Annotated in this window: 12 protein-coding genes; 2 read left to right on the forward strand and 10 right to left on the reverse strand. The window is 44.5% G+C overall.

What is annotated here, in order from left to right; genetic code table 11:
- Positions 1-54 precede the first annotated feature (54 nt).
- Complete coding sequence (locus tag AB204_RS17925) at positions 55-1,341, reverse strand: glycosyltransferase (RefSeq protein ID WP_047964747.1); 1,287 nt, start codon at positions 1,339-1,341, stop codon at positions 55-57.
- A 466-nt stretch (positions 1,342-1,807) separates the two neighbouring features.
- Here AB204_RS17925 and glnS point away from each other — a divergent pair, with 466 nt between their 5' ends.
- Positions 1,808-3,475 (forward strand): glutamine--tRNA ligase, encoded by a 1,668-nt coding sequence (glnS, locus tag AB204_RS17930; RefSeq protein ID WP_047964748.1) that lies wholly within the window; start codon positions 1,808-1,810, stop codon positions 3,473-3,475.
- A 130-nt stretch (positions 3,476-3,605) separates the two neighbouring features.
- Here glnS and AB204_RS17935 read toward each other — a convergent pair whose 3' ends face one another.
- Complete coding sequence (locus AB204_RS17935; protein ID WP_047964749.1) at positions 3,606-6,632, reverse strand: non-ribosomal peptide synthetase; 3,027 nt, start codon at positions 6,630-6,632, stop codon at positions 3,606-3,608.
- Positions 6,633-7,054: 422 nt separating this feature from the next.
- Here AB204_RS17935 and AB204_RS17940 point away from each other — a divergent pair, with 422 nt between their 5' ends.
- Positions 7,055-9,730: a beta-N-acetylhexosaminidase gene (locus tag AB204_RS17940; RefSeq protein WP_047964750.1), complete on the forward strand. Its 2,676-nt coding sequence runs from the start codon at positions 7,055-7,057 to the stop codon at positions 9,728-9,730.
- 123 nt (positions 9,731-9,853) lie between these two features.
- Here the strand turns inward: AB204_RS17940 and fur are convergent, their stop codons facing one another.
- The 8 genes from fur to AB204_RS17980 form a co-directional block, all read right to left on the reverse strand.
- Entirely contained in the window at positions 9,854-10,303 is a 450-nt protein-coding gene (gene fur, locus AB204_RS17945) for a ferric iron uptake transcriptional regulator (RefSeq protein ID WP_047964751.1), read from the reverse strand.
- Positions 10,304-10,478: 175 nt separating this feature from the next.
- On the reverse strand, positions 10,479-11,012 hold the full coding sequence (gene fldA / locus AB204_RS17950) for a flavodoxin FldA (RefSeq protein ID WP_047964752.1): 534 nt from the start codon (positions 11,010-11,012) through the stop codon (positions 10,479-10,481).
- 174 nt (positions 11,013-11,186) lie between these two features.
- Complete coding sequence (gene ybfE / locus AB204_RS17955) at positions 11,187-11,477, reverse strand: LexA regulated protein (RefSeq protein ID WP_047964753.1); 291 nt, start codon at positions 11,475-11,477, stop codon at positions 11,187-11,189.
- A 105-nt stretch (positions 11,478-11,582) separates the two neighbouring features.
- Positions 11,583-11,750, reverse strand: coding sequence for a hypothetical protein (locus AB204_RS22870; RefSeq protein ID WP_161796581.1), 168 nt, complete (start codon positions 11,748-11,750; stop codon positions 11,583-11,585).
- Positions 11,751-11,796: 46 nt separating this feature from the next.
- Positions 11,797-12,807, reverse strand: a complete 1,011-nt coding sequence (locus tag AB204_RS17965; protein ID WP_047964755.1) for a GlxA family transcriptional regulator — start codon at positions 12,805-12,807, stop codon at positions 11,797-11,799.
- A gap of 143 nt (positions 12,808-12,950) precedes the next feature.
- Positions 12,951-15,080, reverse strand: a complete 2,130-nt coding sequence (locus AB204_RS17970; protein WP_047964756.1) for a type I secretion system permease/ATPase — start codon at positions 15,078-15,080, stop codon at positions 12,951-12,953.
- A 2-nt stretch (positions 15,081-15,082) separates the two neighbouring features.
- Positions 15,083-16,438 carry an HlyD family type I secretion periplasmic adaptor subunit gene (locus tag AB204_RS17975; protein ID WP_047964757.1) on the reverse strand — a complete coding sequence of 452 codons (1,356 nt, stop codon included), beginning with the start codon at positions 16,436-16,438 and terminating at the stop codon, positions 15,083-15,085.
- Entirely contained in the window at positions 16,431-18,536 is a 2,106-nt protein-coding gene (locus AB204_RS17980; protein WP_047964758.1) for a peptidase domain-containing ABC transporter, read from the reverse strand. Before AB204_RS17980 ends, AB204_RS17975 begins: the two co-directional genes overlap by 8 nt.
- Positions 18,537-18,675: the final 139 nt, after the last annotated feature.

The following is an 18,675-nucleotide window of genomic DNA, read 5'->3' on the forward strand; positions in this document are numbered from 1 at the left end:
CGTTGCTGTGCTCATTAATGTGAAACTATTTATACGTTTTATTAAAAACAGTATTTAAATAGTGGAAGGAAGTAGTGAATTGCAACTTGTTGAAATTTCTTTATAAATCCTGTTAATGCTTTCTTCGAAGATGTCTTTTGACAGTAAGGATCTGAGGTTTTGTTGTTGTATATCAGATATAAATAAATTTTGATCATATATGGAAATTATTTTTTTAGTTAGTGATGTTATGTCATATTTGAACTTATCTTCCGATGAGAAATAAGTTGAAGCTTCCACAGAGCTTAAATCAGGAACAATGGTATAGATGCCATTTAGTGCTGCTTCTAAAGGAGTAATCCCCAACGTTTCGTAGCGTGACGTACAGACAAAAATAGCTTTTTTCTTTATTGCATTAAAAATACTGAATAGTTCCGTATGGGGTAGTTTATGTGAAATTAAAAAGTATTTTCTATATTCCTGAGGAATCATGGAAGAGAATATATCTCTTCTGGCATCATAATGCTCTTCATCACCTAAGATTAATATTTTTGCTGGAATATCCTTTTCTAATAAGTTAATAGAGGCATTAATTAATAACTCTATATTTTTAAAGTAATCTAACCTGGCAACCGCGGTGAATAACAAGACTTCATCTTTATTCGTTTTTAGAAAATGACTTATATCAGGATCTAATGATCCGCATTCGTGATTTTCGCAAGAAAACATAGGTGGATTAACCTGTTTTATTTTTTCTCGATGAACGCCTTTACTTATTAGATAATCACCTTGTAGTTTAGAGTGTTGTATAACAAAATACTCTTTATCAATCAGAGTATTAATGCCTATGGATTGTTGTTTATGAAGGTGAGCTGCTTTATCTTTATTTTCAAATGCTTGATAAGCTTCTTCTTGTGAGTAATTTTTCTGGAAATCCTCAACAAAAGGGCCATGGTGTGTGACGCCGCATGGGATGTTTGACGGATGATAGGAGAGAAGCGTATCTGTTTGATAATAAGCAAAAATATTAGGATTATGGTTATTATCTGTAGAAAGAATTAATAGGGCCTTATCTAAGGCTTCTTTGATATCTTCTGAATTCATCGAAAAATTGAAGAAAATTTTTATATACTTTATTTCATTTGTTTCTAATTGCACAACTTTGGGAACCAATAGTGACTCATCTCGTTTATAGAGAATGAATCCGGCAAAAACCTGCTGTTTAATAAAGTAATCAGCCATTTTTAATGTAAATGATGTAGCTCCGACCTTAAACCCATCTGTAGAGTGATTTGATATATATTTTTCATTAATGATTATTGCTATAATCATCTTTTTGTTGCTTGATGATAAACTCTTCATTTTCATTCTCTGTTGATATGTACGATATCTTTTGATATTGAGGCGGTAATTTAATTCTGTATCAGAGAAGTCGGTATCTTTAATGTATACGCATGTAATCATTAAAATTAAATAATTTTATATATGAAGTGTATATTAATTTTTATAATAAACTTATTTTTCGGCAAATTAAGTAATATCAGCGATGCCAGAATCTTTAACTTTTACCAGCTATAATCTGTTACACAGAAATAATTTCTAATTAGCTTACCGTTGGTCATGGATTATCAGGAGATAGCTGTAGATCTTTTTGGGTTTGCGTATGATCAGATCGCTTCAATCGGCTAAGATGGGAGCTATTTTTCTGCTTTTACACGCTAACTTTACCCATTCCTCCATTTCCCACGAACAAAGTATTGTTTCTCGGTTCAGCTTAATAGATTATAGAGGGTTATGTTGAAGCGCTTTTTGCATTGAGGAAAAAACAATGAGTGAGGCAGAAGCCCGCCCGACAAACTTTATTCGTCAGATTATTGACGAAGATCTGGTAACGGGGAAACATACATCCGTACATACCCGCTTTCCGCCTGAACCTAACGGTTATCTGCATATTGGTCATGCCAAGTCGATATGCCTGAATTTCGGCATCGCTCAAGACTATCAGGGACAGTGCAACCTACGTTTTGATGATACAAACCCAGTTAAGGAAGATATCGAGTACGTTGAGTCAATCAAAACTGACGTACAATGGTTGGGTTTCCAGTGGAGTGGCAATATTCGCTATTCTTCTGACTATTTCGATACGCTTTATCAATACGCCATTGAGTTAATCAACAAAGGATTGGCGTATGTGGATGAATTGAGTGCGGAAGAAATCCGTGAATATCGCGGTACTCTGAAAGAACCGGGTAAAAACAGTCCTTACCGTGATCGCAGCGTGGAAGAAAACCTCGCTTTGTTTGAAAAAATGCGTGCCGGTGAGTTTGCTGAAGGTAAGGCGTGTCTGCGTGCCAAAATTGATATGGCATCTCCGTTCATCGTTATGCGTGATCCGGTTATCTACCGCATTAAGTTCGCAGAACATCATCAGTCAGGCAATAAATGGTGCATCTATCCGATGTACGATTTTACACACTGCATTTCCGATGCGCTGGAAGGGATTACCCATTCCATCTGTACGCTGGAATTCCAGGATAACCGCCGTTTGTATGACTGGGTATTGGATAACATTACGATTGATTGTCATCCACGTCAGTACGAGTTTTCTCGTCTGAATCTGGAATATGCAGTGATGTCAAAGCGCAAACTGAACCAGTTGGTGACAGAAAACATCGTTGATGGTTGGGATGATCCACGTATGCCAACGATCTCTGGCTTACGTCGTCGTGGTTATACTGCTGCTTCTATTCGTGAATTCTGCCGCCGTATTGGTGTGACTAAACAGGATAACAACGTTGAAATGGCAGCATTGGAATCTTGCATTCGTGATGATCTGAATGAAAATGCACCGCGCGCCATGGCAGTTCTTGATCCGGTAAAACTGGTGATTGAGAACATGCCGGAAGGCGAAGTCATTCTGACCATGCCTAATCATCCGAACAAGCCAGAAATGGGCAGCCGTGAAGTGCCGTTCAGCCGTGAACTGTACATTGATCGCGCGGATTTCCGTGAAGAAGCTAACCGTCAATATAAGCGCTTGGTTCTGGGTAAGGAAGTACGTCTGCGTAATGCGTATGTGATTAAAGCTGAACATGTTGAAAAAGATGCGGAAGGCAATATCACGACAATTTATTGCCAATATGATGAACAAACCTTGAATAAAGATCCGGCTGATGGCCGCAAAGTTAAGGGTGTTATTCATTGGGTAAGCGCTGCACACGGCGTACCAGCAGAATTTTACCTGTATGACCGTCTGTTCAGTGTGGCAAACCCTGGGGCGGAAGATGATTTTCTGTCTACTATCAACCCAGAATCATTGGTGGTTCGTAAAGGGTTTGTAGAGCCGGGGTTGGTAAATGCACTGCCAGAAAAAACGTATCAGTTTGAGCGTGAAGGTTATTTCTGTGCTGATAGCTGCCTCTCAAGTGCTGAACATCTGGTATTTAACCGCACGGTTGGCCTGCGTGATACTTGGGCAAAAATCTCACAGGAATAATGTGAATCAGGTTGCCTAATCCACACCCTAAAAAAGCGTGATTATTTTCACGCTTTAATTTACTGATGAAGCGCTGGTTTTTTAGCCGGCGCTTTGTCATTCTGACAGTGCAATCTGTGGCACTTTAGGTTTAACGAGATGCAGTAACCAAATCGATAGGAAGTTTGGGAAGATAATAGGCGAGGTATTTTGAGAGTAGCTCTTTTCCCATTGGGGTAAAATGCAACGGAATTGATGCATTAGCCAAGGCTGAATTTGTGTTCGTGGTATCATAGATCGGCATGTTGTCATTGGCCTCCCATCGGGTCCACTGATGGTAGACTCGTTCAGAAAGCATTGGTAGCAAGGGCAACAACGCATTATCGTTCAAATGAGGATCGGCGGTCAGCCTGGAGAGCCATTCGTTGTAAGGGAGTGACTGCAATGGATGTCCATAACATTCCTCTAAAAGGTGGAAGAACCCATCAATGTCAACGGACTGCTCTATCTGCGGCGGAACGAGGTGGTAAACCTGACCCAGGTTCCGTATGTCAGTCGCGATAGTCAAAATCGCCGTGCTGACATAATCGACCGGAACGAATTCCTTTCGCTGGCGCGGCAGTTGCGGACAAACGCCGATATCAATACATCCCTTAATCAGGCGTGCGACGAAATCATTTGGATTGCCGACACCGTGAACGCTGTCACCCATAATGAACCCCGGCCGGTAGACGGACAACGGAATGCCGAGTTCCCGGGCCTGTCGAATAAGCTGTTCTACAACCCATTTGCTCTGTGCATAGCCGGTATCATATTTCAGGCCCTCGATATAGGGGATGAGACTATCATTCTCGTAGATACGGGTTGTCGGGTTCAGCAATCCCGCCGGACCGAATGCTGCAATCGTCGATGAGTAATGTACGGCCTTGGCTTTGCCTTGTGTGGCGAAACGAAGAATGTTCAGCGTGCTGTCGATGTTGAAGACGCGCTGCATTCGGTAGGGATGGATGTAGTTGACATTTGCTGCCAGATGAAAAACGACATCGCTTGTGTTGGCCAATTCGTCGTGGAGTTCGTCGCTTAGTCCTAACTTGGGTTGAGACAAGTCACCAGTCACAGCCCTAATGCGCCCGGCGAACGAGGCTTCCCACAATCCATACTTGGAAAGGGTGTCTTCAATACGTTGGTATGCCATGGCATCGTCTTTCGCCCGAACGAGACAAACTACGTTTTTTATATTCTCTTTTATATTCCCGAGAGTAAGGAGATCACGTAAGAAGAACGCTCCCAGAAAGCCGGTCACACCTGTCAGAAAAACGGATGCGTTGGTAAGATGCGCCCAGTCCTGCGGTTTCTTCGGCAATGGCTTGATATCCTCCGGTAGTTTCGCATCACTCAACCATTCCTCCATTTCATCCAGCGCTTGTGGGGAATTGCCTTGTGAAACGATTTTGGCTAGCTGTCGGAGGTTTGGTACTTCGTAAAGGGTCTGTACCAAGAAGTGTTGTTTAAACTGACGAGCGAGTTCAATCACAAGACGAGCGGCTTGCAGGGAACTGCCTCCCATTTGAAAGAAGTTGTCGTCGAGCGAGATCTCGCTGTTGTTCAGGATCTTGCTCCAGATGCGATATACCTCATATTCGGTATCGTTGAAGCCAGCGGGTCGTTCTTCAGACGGCGCTCGCTTTGTGAATAGCGCTATGAGTTTGCGCTGGTCTATCTTTCCGTGCGGCGTCATAGGGATATCCTCGACGACGAAAAGACGAGGCTGCATGTATGCAGGCAGATACTCACTCAATTCCCGTGCGAGCCGCTCCCGGTCGAAAGTGTCCGGCGACAGAGGAACAACGAATGCGGCAAGGAAATCGTCTTCCCCCTCGTTTTTCACAGCGCAGGCCCTAGCCAGACTAACCTCCTTGCTTTTTAGAAGCCGGACTTCGATTTCTTCCAGTTCGATACGATGACCGCGTATCTTTACCTGATTGTCGATGCGCCCTGAATACATGAAGACGCCATCGTCACGCTGCCAACTGAGATCGCCCGTCTTGTAAAGCCGCATCGGTAGGGAATGTCCGGGGATAGCGACATGTACGAAACGATCAGAATTCAACTCGTCACGGTTCCAGTATCCCCGTGAGAGTCCCTTGCCACCGAGATAGAGCTGTCCCAGATTTCCTGGTGCCAGCGGCTCCAGATTATCATCCAAAATAAATGCGCTGGTACGGTCGATCGGTCGTCCGATAGGGACACTGCCATCAACCAGATCGCCCAGACTGATATCGTGTGAAAGCGCGAATATGGTGCTTTCTGTTGGGCCATACCCATTAATAATATGTTGTGGGGGGGCGCCTGCTTCCAGAACCAGCTTCACCGTGTGGGCATTGAGCGCTTCGGCACCTATCAGAAGATAGCGAATATTGTGGAATGCCCGAGGGTATGTTTTCGCGATCAGATTGAAGAGCGTTGCCGCAACAAAGACGATAGAAATTTCGCGCCTCGCCAGTTCGGCTTGAAAATATTCTATGTTCAGCACATCCTTTTTAGGGGGCACGAAAGCCGTCGCGCCATTGAGGAGTGCTCCCCAGATTTCGAACAGTGAGATGTCGAATGTCGGGTTGCAGGTGCAGGCAATGCGATCTTCAGGCGTGAAATGTATATATGTCGTATCGACGACGACCCGCATAATACTTTTTTCCTCGATCTGCACACCTTTCGGCTTACCGGTCGTACCGGAGGTAAAGAGAACATGGGTTCGATGATGTGGAGCCAGGCAAGCAATCCCGCTATCGGTTTCGGCTAAGTCTTCCCCTTCAAGAAGATCGGAAAATGAAACGAGTGTGGTGTGTAATGGTGGGGAGCTGTCTGGTGAATCGGTAATGGTCCATCTCACGTCCAGATCGTCCAACATGTCGTTTAGGCGCGCTGGAGGTACATTCGGGTCGAGAGGCACGCAACTTCCGCCAGCCATAAGAATGGCAAGCTGGCTCGTGATTTGTTCAATGCCCGGTGGCAGCAGGATCGCAATAGGCTCTTCATGCCTAATTCCAAACGACCGTAGCGAACCCGCCACGGTCGTTGCTTGCAGCTTGAGTGTATGATAATTAATCGATTTTTCAGGTGTGAGGACTGCGACTTTGTCGGGATAACTATGAACCTGCTTCAGGAAATGAGGCAACATTCAAACCTCCTATAAGGCAAAAAAACAATCATATCTAATAGAAATTATTACTTATGAAATTATAACTAAATGTTATTATTTAATCATGAACGCAGTTAGTTTCGAATACAAGTCCCCTGTATGCTTTGCAATCTGTTTTTTGAGACGTATATCAAAGACTTTTCTTTTTTTCTCACCAATGACTTTATAGATTGAAGGCATACACTGAATAGATTTCGAGTTAAAACTCAAAAGTGATTATCGTCATACCCGCTGCTGTGGTTCGCTGAAAGTGCAGATAAAAGTATTGTAATGAAAATTGATTCCTTCAATTGTGATTAAAAAATTGCCTTATAGTCCCATATTATATAGGGTTATTGGCTAGCAAAATCTGTACACTATTTGCCCAGAGAAAAAAATAAGAAATTCGGACGAGGTAATTTATGAAAACCATAAAATTACGTACCTTGGCAGCACTCATCACGGCAGTTGGATTTATAGGTAACACCCATGCGGAAATGACATCACAACAGATCGTAGATTCATTGAGCCAGCTAAAAGTCAATTTCAAAGTCATTGATAATCAGGCTGGCTCGCATGGCACAAACTGCGCGATTATAGGCGCAGATTCGGCTGCCTGTAATCGCGTTAATATCACCTTGAACAATGGTAATCAGGCAATCGATTCTTCTGATTGGGCGATCTATTTTCATAGTATTCGCCAAGTTCTGAAACTGGATAATGAGCAATACAAAATCACCCATATGACGGGTGACTTGTATAAATTGGAGCCAACCGAGAAATTCACAGGTATTAAGGCTAATGAAAAGATCGTGCTGCCGATTATTGGGGAATACTGGCAGATCTACAGCACGGATTTTATGCCACGTTGGTATGCAACCTCCGGCGATGCTACGCCTAAGGTGTTGGTGAATACCGATACTGAAAACATCAGTGAGTTTTTATCTGATCTGGAAGGTGAACAATGGAAGCGCACTGTAACGGATAACAATATCCTGATGACAGCGGAGAATCGTTTCACAAAAAATCAGCAGGTAGCAAAAATCAGTGAGGATAAACTGCGCGGGCAGATAATTCCGACACCGAAGGAGCTTTCCATTCATTCACAGGATGTCGATTTATCCCGTGGAGTGAAATTAGAGCTGGGAGGGTTGAGCGGCGAATCTATTAAGGTCATCAGAGAGCGTTTTAAAGCACAGGACATTGACTTAACAGATAGCGGCTATCGGATAGCGACGCAAATCAATGCGGACCAATTTACAAGGTCATGGCGGGTAAAAGGCGCCTATTCGTTGGCAATTACGACCAAAGGAGCACAGATTGTCGCGTTTGATCAATCAGGTGTATTTTACGGCCTGCAATCACTGTTTTCCTTACTTCCTGCCAACGGTACGCCGAAGATTGCTACATTGACAGCAAAAGATGCACCAAGATTTGAATATCGTGGTGTGTTCCTTGATGTTGGGCGTAACTTTCATAGCAAAGAAGCGGTTTTGCGTCTGCTCGATCAAATGTCCAGCTATAAGTTGAATAAGTTCCACTTCCATTTGAGTGATGACGAAGGCTGGCGTTTGGAAATTCCCGGTTTACCGGAGTTGACAGAGGTTGGCAGTCAGCGTTGCCATGACCTGAGTGAAACTCAGTGCCTGTTGCCGCAATTGGGGTCAGGGCCGAATAACAACAACATGGGGAGCGGTTATTTCAGCCGTCAGGATTATCTTGATATTCTGAATTATGCCAAAGCCCGCCAGATAGAAGTAATCCCAGAAATTGATATTCCCGCTCATGCCCGTGCCGCTGTTGTATCAATGGAAGCACGCTATAAAAAACTTATGGCACAAGGCAAAGAGCAGGAAGCCAATGAATATCGCTTACTTGATCCGACAGATACCTCAAATACAACATCCGTACAGTTCTATGATCGTCGGAGTTATCTGAACCCATGTATGGATTCTTCCAAGCGATTTATCGATAAAGTGATTAGCGAAGTTGCCGCTATGCACAAAGAAGCCGGGCAACCGTTGAATACATGGCATTTTGGCGGGGATGAGGCGAAAAATATTCGTTTGGGTGCCGGATATCAGGATCAAGACGGGCCAATTGTGCCGGGCAAGGGGATTATCAACAAAAAAATCGAAGATAAGCCGTGGGCTAAATCTCAGGTTTGCCAGAAGATGATAGCGCAGGGTGTAATCAACGATGTTGATGAGCTTGCCAGTTATTTTGCTATTGAAGTAAGTAAAATCGTCAACTCTCACGGCATTGACACGATGCAGGCATGGCAGGATGGTCTGAAACATGCCAAGTCAGCAAAAGACTTTGCTACTAAACATGTTGCGGTCAATTTCTGGGATACCCTTTATTGGGGAGGTTATGACACCGTAAATGATTGGGCGAATAAAGATTATCGAGTCATCGTTTCCAGCCCTGATTATGTCTACATTGATATGCCGTATGAAGTGCATCCGAAAGAGCGGGGCTACTATTGGGCGACTCGGTTTAATGATGAGGCGAAAATTTTCAGCTTTGCCCCAAATAATATGCCACAAAATGCGGAAACTTCGGTAGATCGCGATGGCAACCGTTTTAATACCCATAGCAGTAAACGTTGGCCGGGCGCCTATGGTATGTCAGGGCTATCATGGAGTGAAACCGTGCGTACCGATGAACAGATGGAATATATGATTTACCCGCGCTTATTACCGCTGGCGGAACGTGCATGGCATCAGGCTGATTGGGAATTGAATTATCAGCAGGGTAGAGAATATAAAGGTGGAATAACCCATTATGTTGATACGGATGTGCTCAATCGTGATTGGGAACGTTTTGCTAACCTGATGGGACAGCATGAGTTGACCAAACTGGATAAACTCAACATTGCTTATCGCTTGCCGGTCCCGGGAGGAAGAATTGTTGCCGGAGTATTTGAAGCTAATGTTGCGTTGCCGGGTGTTGTTATCCAATATTCACTGGATGATGGAAAAACATGGCAGATTTACGATGACAGACAGCGGCCTTACGTCAGCAGTAATGTGAAAATTCGTTCTGTCAGTAGCGATGGAAAACGTTTTAGCCGGATAGACGAAGTTAAACTTTAACGCTTAAATTTAACGCCTAAAGCAATCTGCCGATTAGCGTGAGCTAATCGGCAGTGGTTTATTCAGATTAAGCCAGACACGAGAAGCGAACGACGTTAATCACTTCTTTATTGTGCTTGCTTATTATGCTTTTTCATTATGCAGTAAGCTATCTTTGCGGCAATCACCAACAGCACAGTGACCATATAAGTAGAGGCTATGGTTTGAAAGTTTAATGCCATAGCGTTCAGCGATGTCTTTCTGGCGTTCTTCAATCGATTCGTCACTGAATTCAATGACTTTACCGCAGTCGAGACAAATTAGATGGTCATGGTGGTGTTGCTGAGTGAGTTCAAAAACAGATTTACCGCCTTCAAAATTGTGGCGTGTGACAATGCCGGCATCATCGAACTGGTTCAACACGCGATAGACAGTGGCGAGGCCAATCTCTTCACCGATATCAATCAGTTTTTTGTAGAGATCCTCCGCACTGACATGATGGCATTCTGGGTCCTGTAGCACTTCCAGAATTTTCAAGCGCGGAAGTGTTACTTTAAGTCCAGCATTTTTCAATGCTTTATTGTTGTCGGTCATGCGGATTCAGTCCTGTAACTTGAGTTAAGTGAACTTGTGATACTTAGGGGTATCGTGAGGGAATCATGATTCTGTTTCACGTTGTTGATTATAGGCATGGATATTCAAAATGAAAACCATGCCAGACCTGATATCATGACACATTATGCAAGTGTGTGAAAGGAAGCTAATGCCCTTATGCACCCAGAATTTCAGACAGGCTCATTTCAGCCTTAATTTGTTGTACCCAGGCTTCAACGCGCTCATCAGTCAATTCTGGTTGGCGGTCTTCATCAATAGCCAGGCCAATGAAGTGGTTATCATCAGCCATACCTTTAGAAGCTTCAAAGTGATACCCTGCGGTTGACCAGTGACCTACAATAATAGCGCCGCGAGGTTCAATAATATCGCGGATGGTGCCCATAGCATCACAGAAATACTCTGCATAATCTTCCTGATCACCACAACCGAATAGAGCGACTAGTTTCCCTTCGAAGTTAATTTCTTCCAAAGTCGGGAAGAAATCATCCCAGTCGCATTGAGCTTCGCCGTAATACCAAGTTGGGATGCCAAGCAGCAGAATATCGAAGGCTTCAATGTCTTCTTTGCTGCTTTTGGCAATATCGTGGACTTCAGCAACATCAGCACCGCCCAATTTTTCTTGGATCATTTTGGCAATGTTCTCTGTGTTGCCTGTATCGCTGCCGAAGAATATACCTATTATTGCCATAAAATGGGTTAACCTCTTGTTTTATCGTGTATTTAAGCTATACACATCACGCTGAAATCAGCAGGAAAAATGTCAGTTTTAATAAAATGAAAAGCGTTATTTTGACCAAACATCCATGACAAATCTGTCAGATTTGTGTGGTGATGCCGCTTCATTGCTGTTGAATAAAAGCCGTTAATCGGCAAGGTGATTTTTTTCTGCCAGTTGGGCTAACAGCATCTGTTCAATCAGTTCACTACGGCTGATATTACGCTGTTTTGCCAGATGATTTAGTGCATCGACTGCGTCCTCGTTGAGTTTTAACTCCACTCGGCGCAACCCCTTAACTTTATCTCGTCGCAACTGGTTGCGTTTGTTAACCTTAAGCTGTTCATCTCTGGACAGTGGGTTTGTTTTAGGTCGCCCTGGCCTGCGTTCATCTGCGAACAAATCCAGTGTGGTGCGATCAGTTTGTTCTTTTGCCATAAATTCAATTGATAAAGGGCGTGTACCAATAATATAGCGGGCAATAATACCTTAGCTGGACGCGTGTCGCTACTGGTTGATGGGGGAGATTGTCGGAATCGACCTTTACGATGTAAACGTCTTTCGCATCATGTAGGTCAGCAAATCAAGATTTTCAGCCCCATCAAAATTTGATTCCATCCTTTTTTTTCCTATCGCGTCATCAACGGTGGTCATTAACCAGAACGCGGCTTGTCTCAGGCTGTCTACCGGTAGCGTTGTTTTTCTGTCCACTGCCTGTCTTGTTTCTTTAGTATATTTATCAACCTTCAAACATTCATCAGTGATGATATTTTTGGCGGTACTCTTTTGGCGTTAATCCATTGCAACGTTTAAATAACTCTCTGAAATAACGGGTATCCTCATAACCCACTTCATGGCTGATTTCTTCGATGGTTTTCTGTGATTTTTCCAGCCAATGTTTGGCCTGTGACAGACGGATCTGTTGAATATATTGAATCGGTGTTTTCCCTGTGGCGATTTTAAAACGACGTTTCATCTGGCGTTCACAAAGATGAATTTTATTGGCTAAATCGGCGACGGATAAAATTTCAGAGGGGAAAGCATGCATCCAATCTTGTAGTTTGTGGATCAGCGAATCGGCATGTTGGCGATAAGCGGCAAAACAGGCGGAATCAGACGAATTTTTATTATCATTTTCGCCCAGCAGGAATTTCGCGCATTGTTCTCTGGCATATTGCCCGTAGATCAACTCAACAATATTCAGCATGGCGCTTCCGCACCCATAGGCGCTGGAAATGCAAAAACGGTGATTGTCACTGATGATCTTTTCGTCGGTATAGAGGGGGATATGGGGAAATATTTTTTTGAATTCAGTGGAAAAGTGAGGATGGATTGTTGCGCCTGTGTTTAATAATCCTGCTTTGGCAAGCATAAAGGTGCCAGAGCAGATTGAAACAATAGGGATGTGTTTTTCATCCATCGCCTTAAGCCACTCAATGATTTCCCTCGAACAGTGCCGTGGTTCCCATTCAGGAAATCCCAGTGAGCCGACCAGAATAATATCGGGTTCCTGAGCGTCCTGGAGATAATTGTTGAGAGTACCGTGGGCAGTAGGCGTAGGATCACCAAACAGGCCATTGGTATTATTGACGCTTTGATGGGTCATTCCCTGACCGATCATGCCTTGCTGGGTTGGAGAAATAATATTGACATGAGGAATCGGGCCGCCAATAGCGTTGGCGGCAATGGTGAGAATTTCAATCGGCATGGCAACCGATGTGACTGATGTGTGAGAAAAAACCAAAACTGTAATAGAGACTTGTTTCATAGTTATATTCTCTTCCTTAAGAACATTTTGTGATGCTATGTTAATTTCGTTGTGAAATTAATTCTAAGGCGAAATAAGCTTCATGTCTTCAATGAATTTTCTTTTTTTGTCGTCGTAAACAGCGTCATAAAAAAATCACCAAATCACTTGGTTTGTTGATGCCAGAGCTGGGCATATAAGTTGTCTTGTTGCACGAGAGCATCATGTGAACCTGACTCAACGATTTTCCCTTGATCTAAAACGAAAATTTTGTTGGCATGGCGAATAGTATTCAGCCGATGGGCGATACTAATCACCGTTCGGTTACGACATATTTCATCCATATTGCTCATAATGGCCGCTTCCGATTCATAATCCAGTGCGGAAGTGGCTTCATCAAGGATCAAGATCCTGGGATCATTCAGCAATGCTCTCGCCAACGCGATACGCTGCCGTTGTCCGCCAGAAAGATTACTCCCTTTTTCACCGACAGGATGAGCGAATTTTTGTGGAAACGCATTGATGAAATCAGTGGCACCCGCTAAGTTTGCGGCCTGATAGACTTCTTCATCACTGGCATTGGGTTTGCACAAGCGAATGTTATCTGCAATGCTGCCGGAAAACAGAATGCTCTCCTGCAAAACCACACTCATATTACGGCGTAGTGATACAGGGTCGGCGATAGCTAAATCCATGCCATCCACCAAAACCTGTCCGTGTTGTGGTACATACAGGCGCTGCAACAGTCGGGTCAGCGTGCTTTTGCCGGAGCCTGACGGCCCTGTAATGCCGATAAACTCTCCTGCTTTAATCCCCAGCGACAGATTTGCCAGCACTTCTGGCGTATCTGCATGATAGCGAAAGCGTATATTCCTGAATTCAATCTGGCCTGCCAGCTCAGGTGCTGATGCCAGCCCCTGTTTACTGTTTTCCATGGGTTCATCCAGAATATCGCCAACCCGACGCAGGGCGATCAGGGTATGTTGAAAATCCTGCCAGACTTGGGCCAATCGTAAGATCGGTTGGGTAACGTGACCTGCCAGCATATTAAAAGCAATTAATTCACCGGGAGATAAATTGCCATCAAGCACGGCCCGGACTCCCCACCACAACAGTAAAGCGGCAACAACTTTCTGGATAAGGGCGATCCCTTGTCCCGCTGCCAGCCCGCTTTTCTGAGCCGTAAAGCGTTGGATCAACTGCTGGCTCAATGCCTTTTGCCACTGGTGCAAAAAACGTTTTTCGGTTGCGGTAGTTTTAATCGTTTCGATACCCGTGACAGCTTCTGTCAGGAAACTCGTGGCATTGGCATCGGCTTCATACTCTTTTTCTACTTTGCGTCGGATGATTGGCCCGACAGCTACCCAGAGCAGGAAGTAGAGTACCAGCGAACTGATAACAATCCATGTCAGCAGGGTAGAGTAGTGGAACATGACACCCAGAAACAGGATGATAAAAATCAGGTCGAGCAGCAACATAAGGGTAGAGCCGGTCAAAAACTGCCGGATATGCGCCATTTCCCGCACTCTGGCGATAATTTGCCCTGTTTGGCGTTGCTTGAAATAAGGCAAGGGCAACCCGACAAGATGGCGATAAAGCCTGCCGGAAAGTTCGGAGTTGATCTGGCTGGCCATATGCCCAAACACGGTATTACGCAGGAAGCTATAGAGCGGTTCAGCCAATGCCAGTGCGAGCATCGCCATGCCGAGGACTTGCAGGCTGGCAATACTCCGCCCAACCAGCACCTTGTCGATGACATTTTCAAACAACAAGGGCGCTGCCAGCGCAAAAAGCTGCAATACAATAGCAAACAGGAAAATATCCCGTAACTGATTTTTTTGCCTGAAAATGGAAGGATAAAACCAGCTCAGGCTAAATTTAACCTGTTGTTTAGTCAGTGTATTATCTGCCACCAGCAGCACTTTATATTGGTTAACACTGCCCTTATCGGATTTCGCTTTCTCATCGTGCGCAGGCTGATCCCACGTACGCACTTCGCATTTTCCGCTGGTCGGATCGAGCACAGTGATCGTATCAGGTTGGATTTCTGACAATACCCACCAACGCTGATCGATTTCAATTAATGCAGGTAAAGGTAATGTACTGGCGCTATCCGGTGTCAGGCGATCAAATTTACTGTGTAACCCAATGGCATCAGCCGCTTCACGCAGTTGTGAATCTGTCAGCGTCAGGGAATCCAGCCCCAGCACATGATGCAGTTGTTCTACAGAAGCGACTTTATGGAACTGTTTTCCCAAATAGACAATACAATTCAGAGCATAATCGTCAGTCATGATTATTTTTCCCTCAAGGCTTCTGATTGATACTCTTGAATTGGGCTGAGCAGATAATCAATTACTCGTCTCTGATCCGTCTTAATTTCAGCAACAATCGACATGCCTGCCGTGATTTCGACCGGTTTTCCATCTACCATAATATTGTTTTGCTTAAGGCTGATTTGTGCCGGAAAAACCAGGCCAAGATGCTCATCGGTTGTGGAATCCCGTGAAATACTGAGTAACTCGCCTTCGATTGTACCGTAGCGGGTATAAGGGAAAGCATCGACTTTGACCGTGACGTGCTGACCCGGACGAACGAAGCCCACATCTTTGTTCAGGATCTGAATTTCAGCGAGTTGTACATGCTCATCAGGCACAATCACCATCAAACTTTGTGCTGACTGTAGAACGGCACCCAGAGTATGGACACTCAACTGTTGGACAGTTCCCGTCACAGGAGAGCGCACAATCTCAAGTTCTTCCCGTTCATGCATTTTAGAAAGTTCTTGTTTCAAACTAGCTAATTGAATTTCAGCCTGTTTTCTTTTCTCAAACCATTCCCGCTCTTTTTGCACTTTGGTGCTTTTTAAACGTTCCTCCAGGCTCTTGTATTGCGTCTGGAAAATACTGAGTTCTGATTTTTGCTGAGCGATCAGTCTTTCCGTTTCCAGAAATTCCTTTTCTTGTTCCAGATATTCCACTTTGCTGATGACCTGCTTTTGGCTCAATGTCTTTCGAGCCTGCAAACGCTGGCTGATATTTTCGCGTAGATTGCTCAATGACCGTATATCACTACTCCGCGCTTTTTGGGAAGTGAGGTTGACCTCCATTTCCGCGTAGATATTGGTCACGATTGCATCGAACTCCTGCTTTTCGTGATGGTAATGCATCAGGATTTTTTCCTGTTTTCCTTCGGACTGTTGCTGGAAAGCAGGCAGGGATTTGGGATCACACTTCGTCAGCAAAGCTTGATAGCGGATATCTTCTTCAATCAGGTAGTCGCGCTGTTCGAGTAAGCGGGCAATATCCTGATTCACACCAAGTGTATTGAGCGTCAGCAGTGGCGCACCTTTCTCAACGTGCTGCCCATTTGTAATATGGATGGCAATCAGGCGGCTCTGTTCATAAGCCTGAATGACTTGCGACCGGCCTGAAGCAATCAGGCGGCCGGTTGCCGTTGCCTGCACATCCAGCTTCCCCAGATAAGCCCACAGTAAGGTGACCAACACACCAACGCTCAGGGTCATCGCCGTATAACGTGCGAACGGAGAGGGAGGGCGTTGTGATAGTGCCAGATGTGTCGGCAAAAAGTCATAGTGGGGAGTAGGTGTACGGAACCGTTTGATCCCTTTGTGCAAAATAGCCTTAAGCATGGGCAGGCTCCTCCTGTTTTAGTTCTTGTTGTAACTGCCAGAGTTTCCGGTAGTGCTTGCTCTGTTGCAGAAGTTGTTCATGACTACCTTGTTCAATAATCTGGCCTTGGTGTAACACAATAATCCGGTCACATTGGCGCACTGTAGAGAGCCGGTGTGCGATAGTAATGACAGTTCTGCCCTGAGCAATGGATGCCATGTTGGTTTGAATGATGGCTTGTGATTCGTCATCCAACGCGCTGGTGGCTTCATCAAGGATCAGGATTCTGGGATCTGACAGCAAGGTTCTGGCAATGGCCAGACGTTGCCGTTGTCCGCCTGATAAGGATTGCCCTCCTTCTGCGATTACCGTGTCATATCCCATCGGCAGTTTGAGAATAAAATCGTGTGCCCCTGCTAACTTCGCTGCTTCAATAACGGTGGATAACGGTGCATCAGGGCATGATTGGGACAAGTTTTCATACACTGTTTTGTTAAACAGGAAGTTTTCTTGCAGCACGATACCGACTTGTTGCCTGATGGATTCAATATTGAGGTGTTGCAAGGGAATGCCATCCAGCGTGATTACCCCACTTTCCGGGGTGTAAAGCCGTAGCAGCAAACGTGCAAGGGTGCTTTTCCCAGAGCCGGAAGTACCGACGACGCCGACGGTTTCGCCCGCCCGGATATCTAGCGTGAAATGATTGATGGTTGGGGAGAGATCGGGTTGATAGCGAAAAACAATATCGGAAAATGCGATCGCGCCCTGCAATGTAACGTGTTGGTTGCCTGATTGCTGTTCTGTTGGCAGATTCAGCATATCGCCCAGCTTCTCAATGGCGATACGTGAACGGATAAATTGCCCCCAGAGTTGCACCAGCTTAGACAAAGGTTGTTGGGTATGGCTCACCATCATATTGAAAGCAATCAATTGACCAATCGTCATGTGCAGTGAAAGCACTTCTGAAGCGCCAAGCCAAATAATAACTGCACTGGTTACCTTCTGTAACAGCATCACCAGATGACCGGAACGATTGTCCCACTGTTGTACATCATAACTGGTGCTGACCATTTTTTCGGTCTGGCTGTCCCAACGGCGAATAAAGCGAGGCTCTGCGGCCAGACTTTTCAGTGTTTCGGCACCCGCGACTGTTTCAGTTAAGAAAGAGGTATTGATGGCGGAATGAGTAAACTGTTTTTCCACTGCCTGTTCAATTTTTGGGGTAACCCACCATGCAAGCAGGGCATAACAGGGGATGGTAAGCAGAAAAATGAGCGTCAGCGTACCGGACAGCAGGCTCATGACGTAAATAAATACGAACATGAACAAGACATCAATACACAGCGTGAACATGGAGCCGGTTAAAAACTCCCTCACCGTTTCCAGTTCCCGCACCCGCGTCACAATCGCGCCCACCTGACGGGATTTGAAAAACAGCAAAGGCAGGCCGAACAGGTGCTTAACCAGTTTCAGCCCGAGTTTGATGTCAATCCGGTTGGCTGTGTGGGCATACTGATATTCGCGTAATCCCCGCAGGAGCACTTCAATCAGTCCGGCGATCACTAGCCCGAAAATCAGTACATCCAGCGTGGAAAATGCCTGATGGACAAGAACCTTATCCATGACAACCTGCACGACCAGAGGTGAGATAAGTGCCAGAATTTGCAAAACGAAAGAGAACAGCAGTATCTCCGTCAGGTTTTTCTTTTGCCTGACAAACTCAGGAATAAACCAGCGAATATTAAACTGGCTACTTCTTTGTTTTATTTTTAACCACTTGCCACTCCATAGACTGATAAATTCTGCTTTATCTAAGATCTCAGATGCTTCCTGATGAGGTCTTTGGATCAATACCCGTTGTTCATCATATTTTGCCAAAACGAAAGGTTGCCCGTCGTTTTCGAATAAAATAGCGGGTAAAGAAATGTCATCTAACTTCTTATTTATAGAATGTTTATTCTTAACTTTAATATTGTATTCTTTTTGTATTTTGCTTAAAGCAGAGCTGTAATCATCATTATCGCTTAAGTTTTTATTTGATGCGGCAGGATGATTCCTATTAGATATCATTATTATTAATTTAATTAATGATATTGTTTTTTTTTCTATTTCATTCATCAAAGTAGATCTATATTTTTAATAAAAATTAAACCCTGAAACGAGGAGATAACCTGAAAAGCAATGCGGTATTTATTGGGAAAAGAATTTTAATAAATCCGGTTAAAAGTATTATCTGTTATCAAGGGAGATATGAGTG

Origin of the sequence: Xenorhabdus khoisanae (genome assembly GCF_001037465.1) — a bacterium.
GTDB lineage: Bacteria > Pseudomonadota > Gammaproteobacteria > Enterobacterales > Enterobacteriaceae > Xenorhabdus > Xenorhabdus khoisanae.

Bases quoted from the DNA above. Each gene is read 5' to 3' on its own strand.
- AB204_RS17940 (WP_047964750.1), top strand. From the start codon at position 7,055: ATGAAAACCATAAAATTACGTACCTTGGCAGCACTCATCACGGCAGTT.
- AB204_RS17970 (WP_047964756.1), bottom strand. From the start codon at position 15,080: ATGACTGACGATTATGCTCTGAATTGTATTGTCTATTTGGGAAAACAG.
- AB204_RS17965 (WP_047964755.1), bottom strand. From the start codon at position 12,807: ATGAAACAAGTCTCTATTACAGTTTTGGTTTTTTCTCACACATCAGTC.
- AB204_RS17980 (WP_047964758.1), bottom strand. From the start codon at position 18,536: ATGAATGAAATAGAAAAAAAAACAATATCATTAATTAAATTAATAATA.
- fur (WP_047964751.1), bottom strand. From the start codon at position 10,303: ATGACCGACAACAATAAAGCATTGAAAAATGCTGGACTTAAAGTAACA.
- ybfE (WP_047964753.1), bottom strand. From the start codon at position 11,477: ATGGCAAAAGAACAAACTGATCGCACCACACTGGATTTGTTCGCAGAT.
- fldA (WP_047964752.1), bottom strand. From the start codon at position 11,012: ATGGCAATAATAGGTATATTCTTCGGCAGCGATACAGGCAACACAGAG.
- AB204_RS17975 (WP_047964757.1), bottom strand. From the start codon at position 16,438: ATGCTTAAGGCTATTTTGCACAAAGGGATCAAACGGTTCCGTACACCT.
- glnS (WP_047964748.1), top strand. From the start codon at position 1,808: ATGAGTGAGGCAGAAGCCCGCCCGACAAACTTTATTCGTCAGATTATT.
- AB204_RS17935 (WP_047964749.1), bottom strand. From the start codon at position 6,632: ATGTTGCCTCATTTCCTGAAGCAGGTTCATAGTTATCCCGACAAAGTC.
- AB204_RS17925 (WP_047964747.1), bottom strand. From the start codon at position 1,341: ATGAAGAGTTTATCATCAAGCAACAAAAAGATGATTATAGCAATAATC.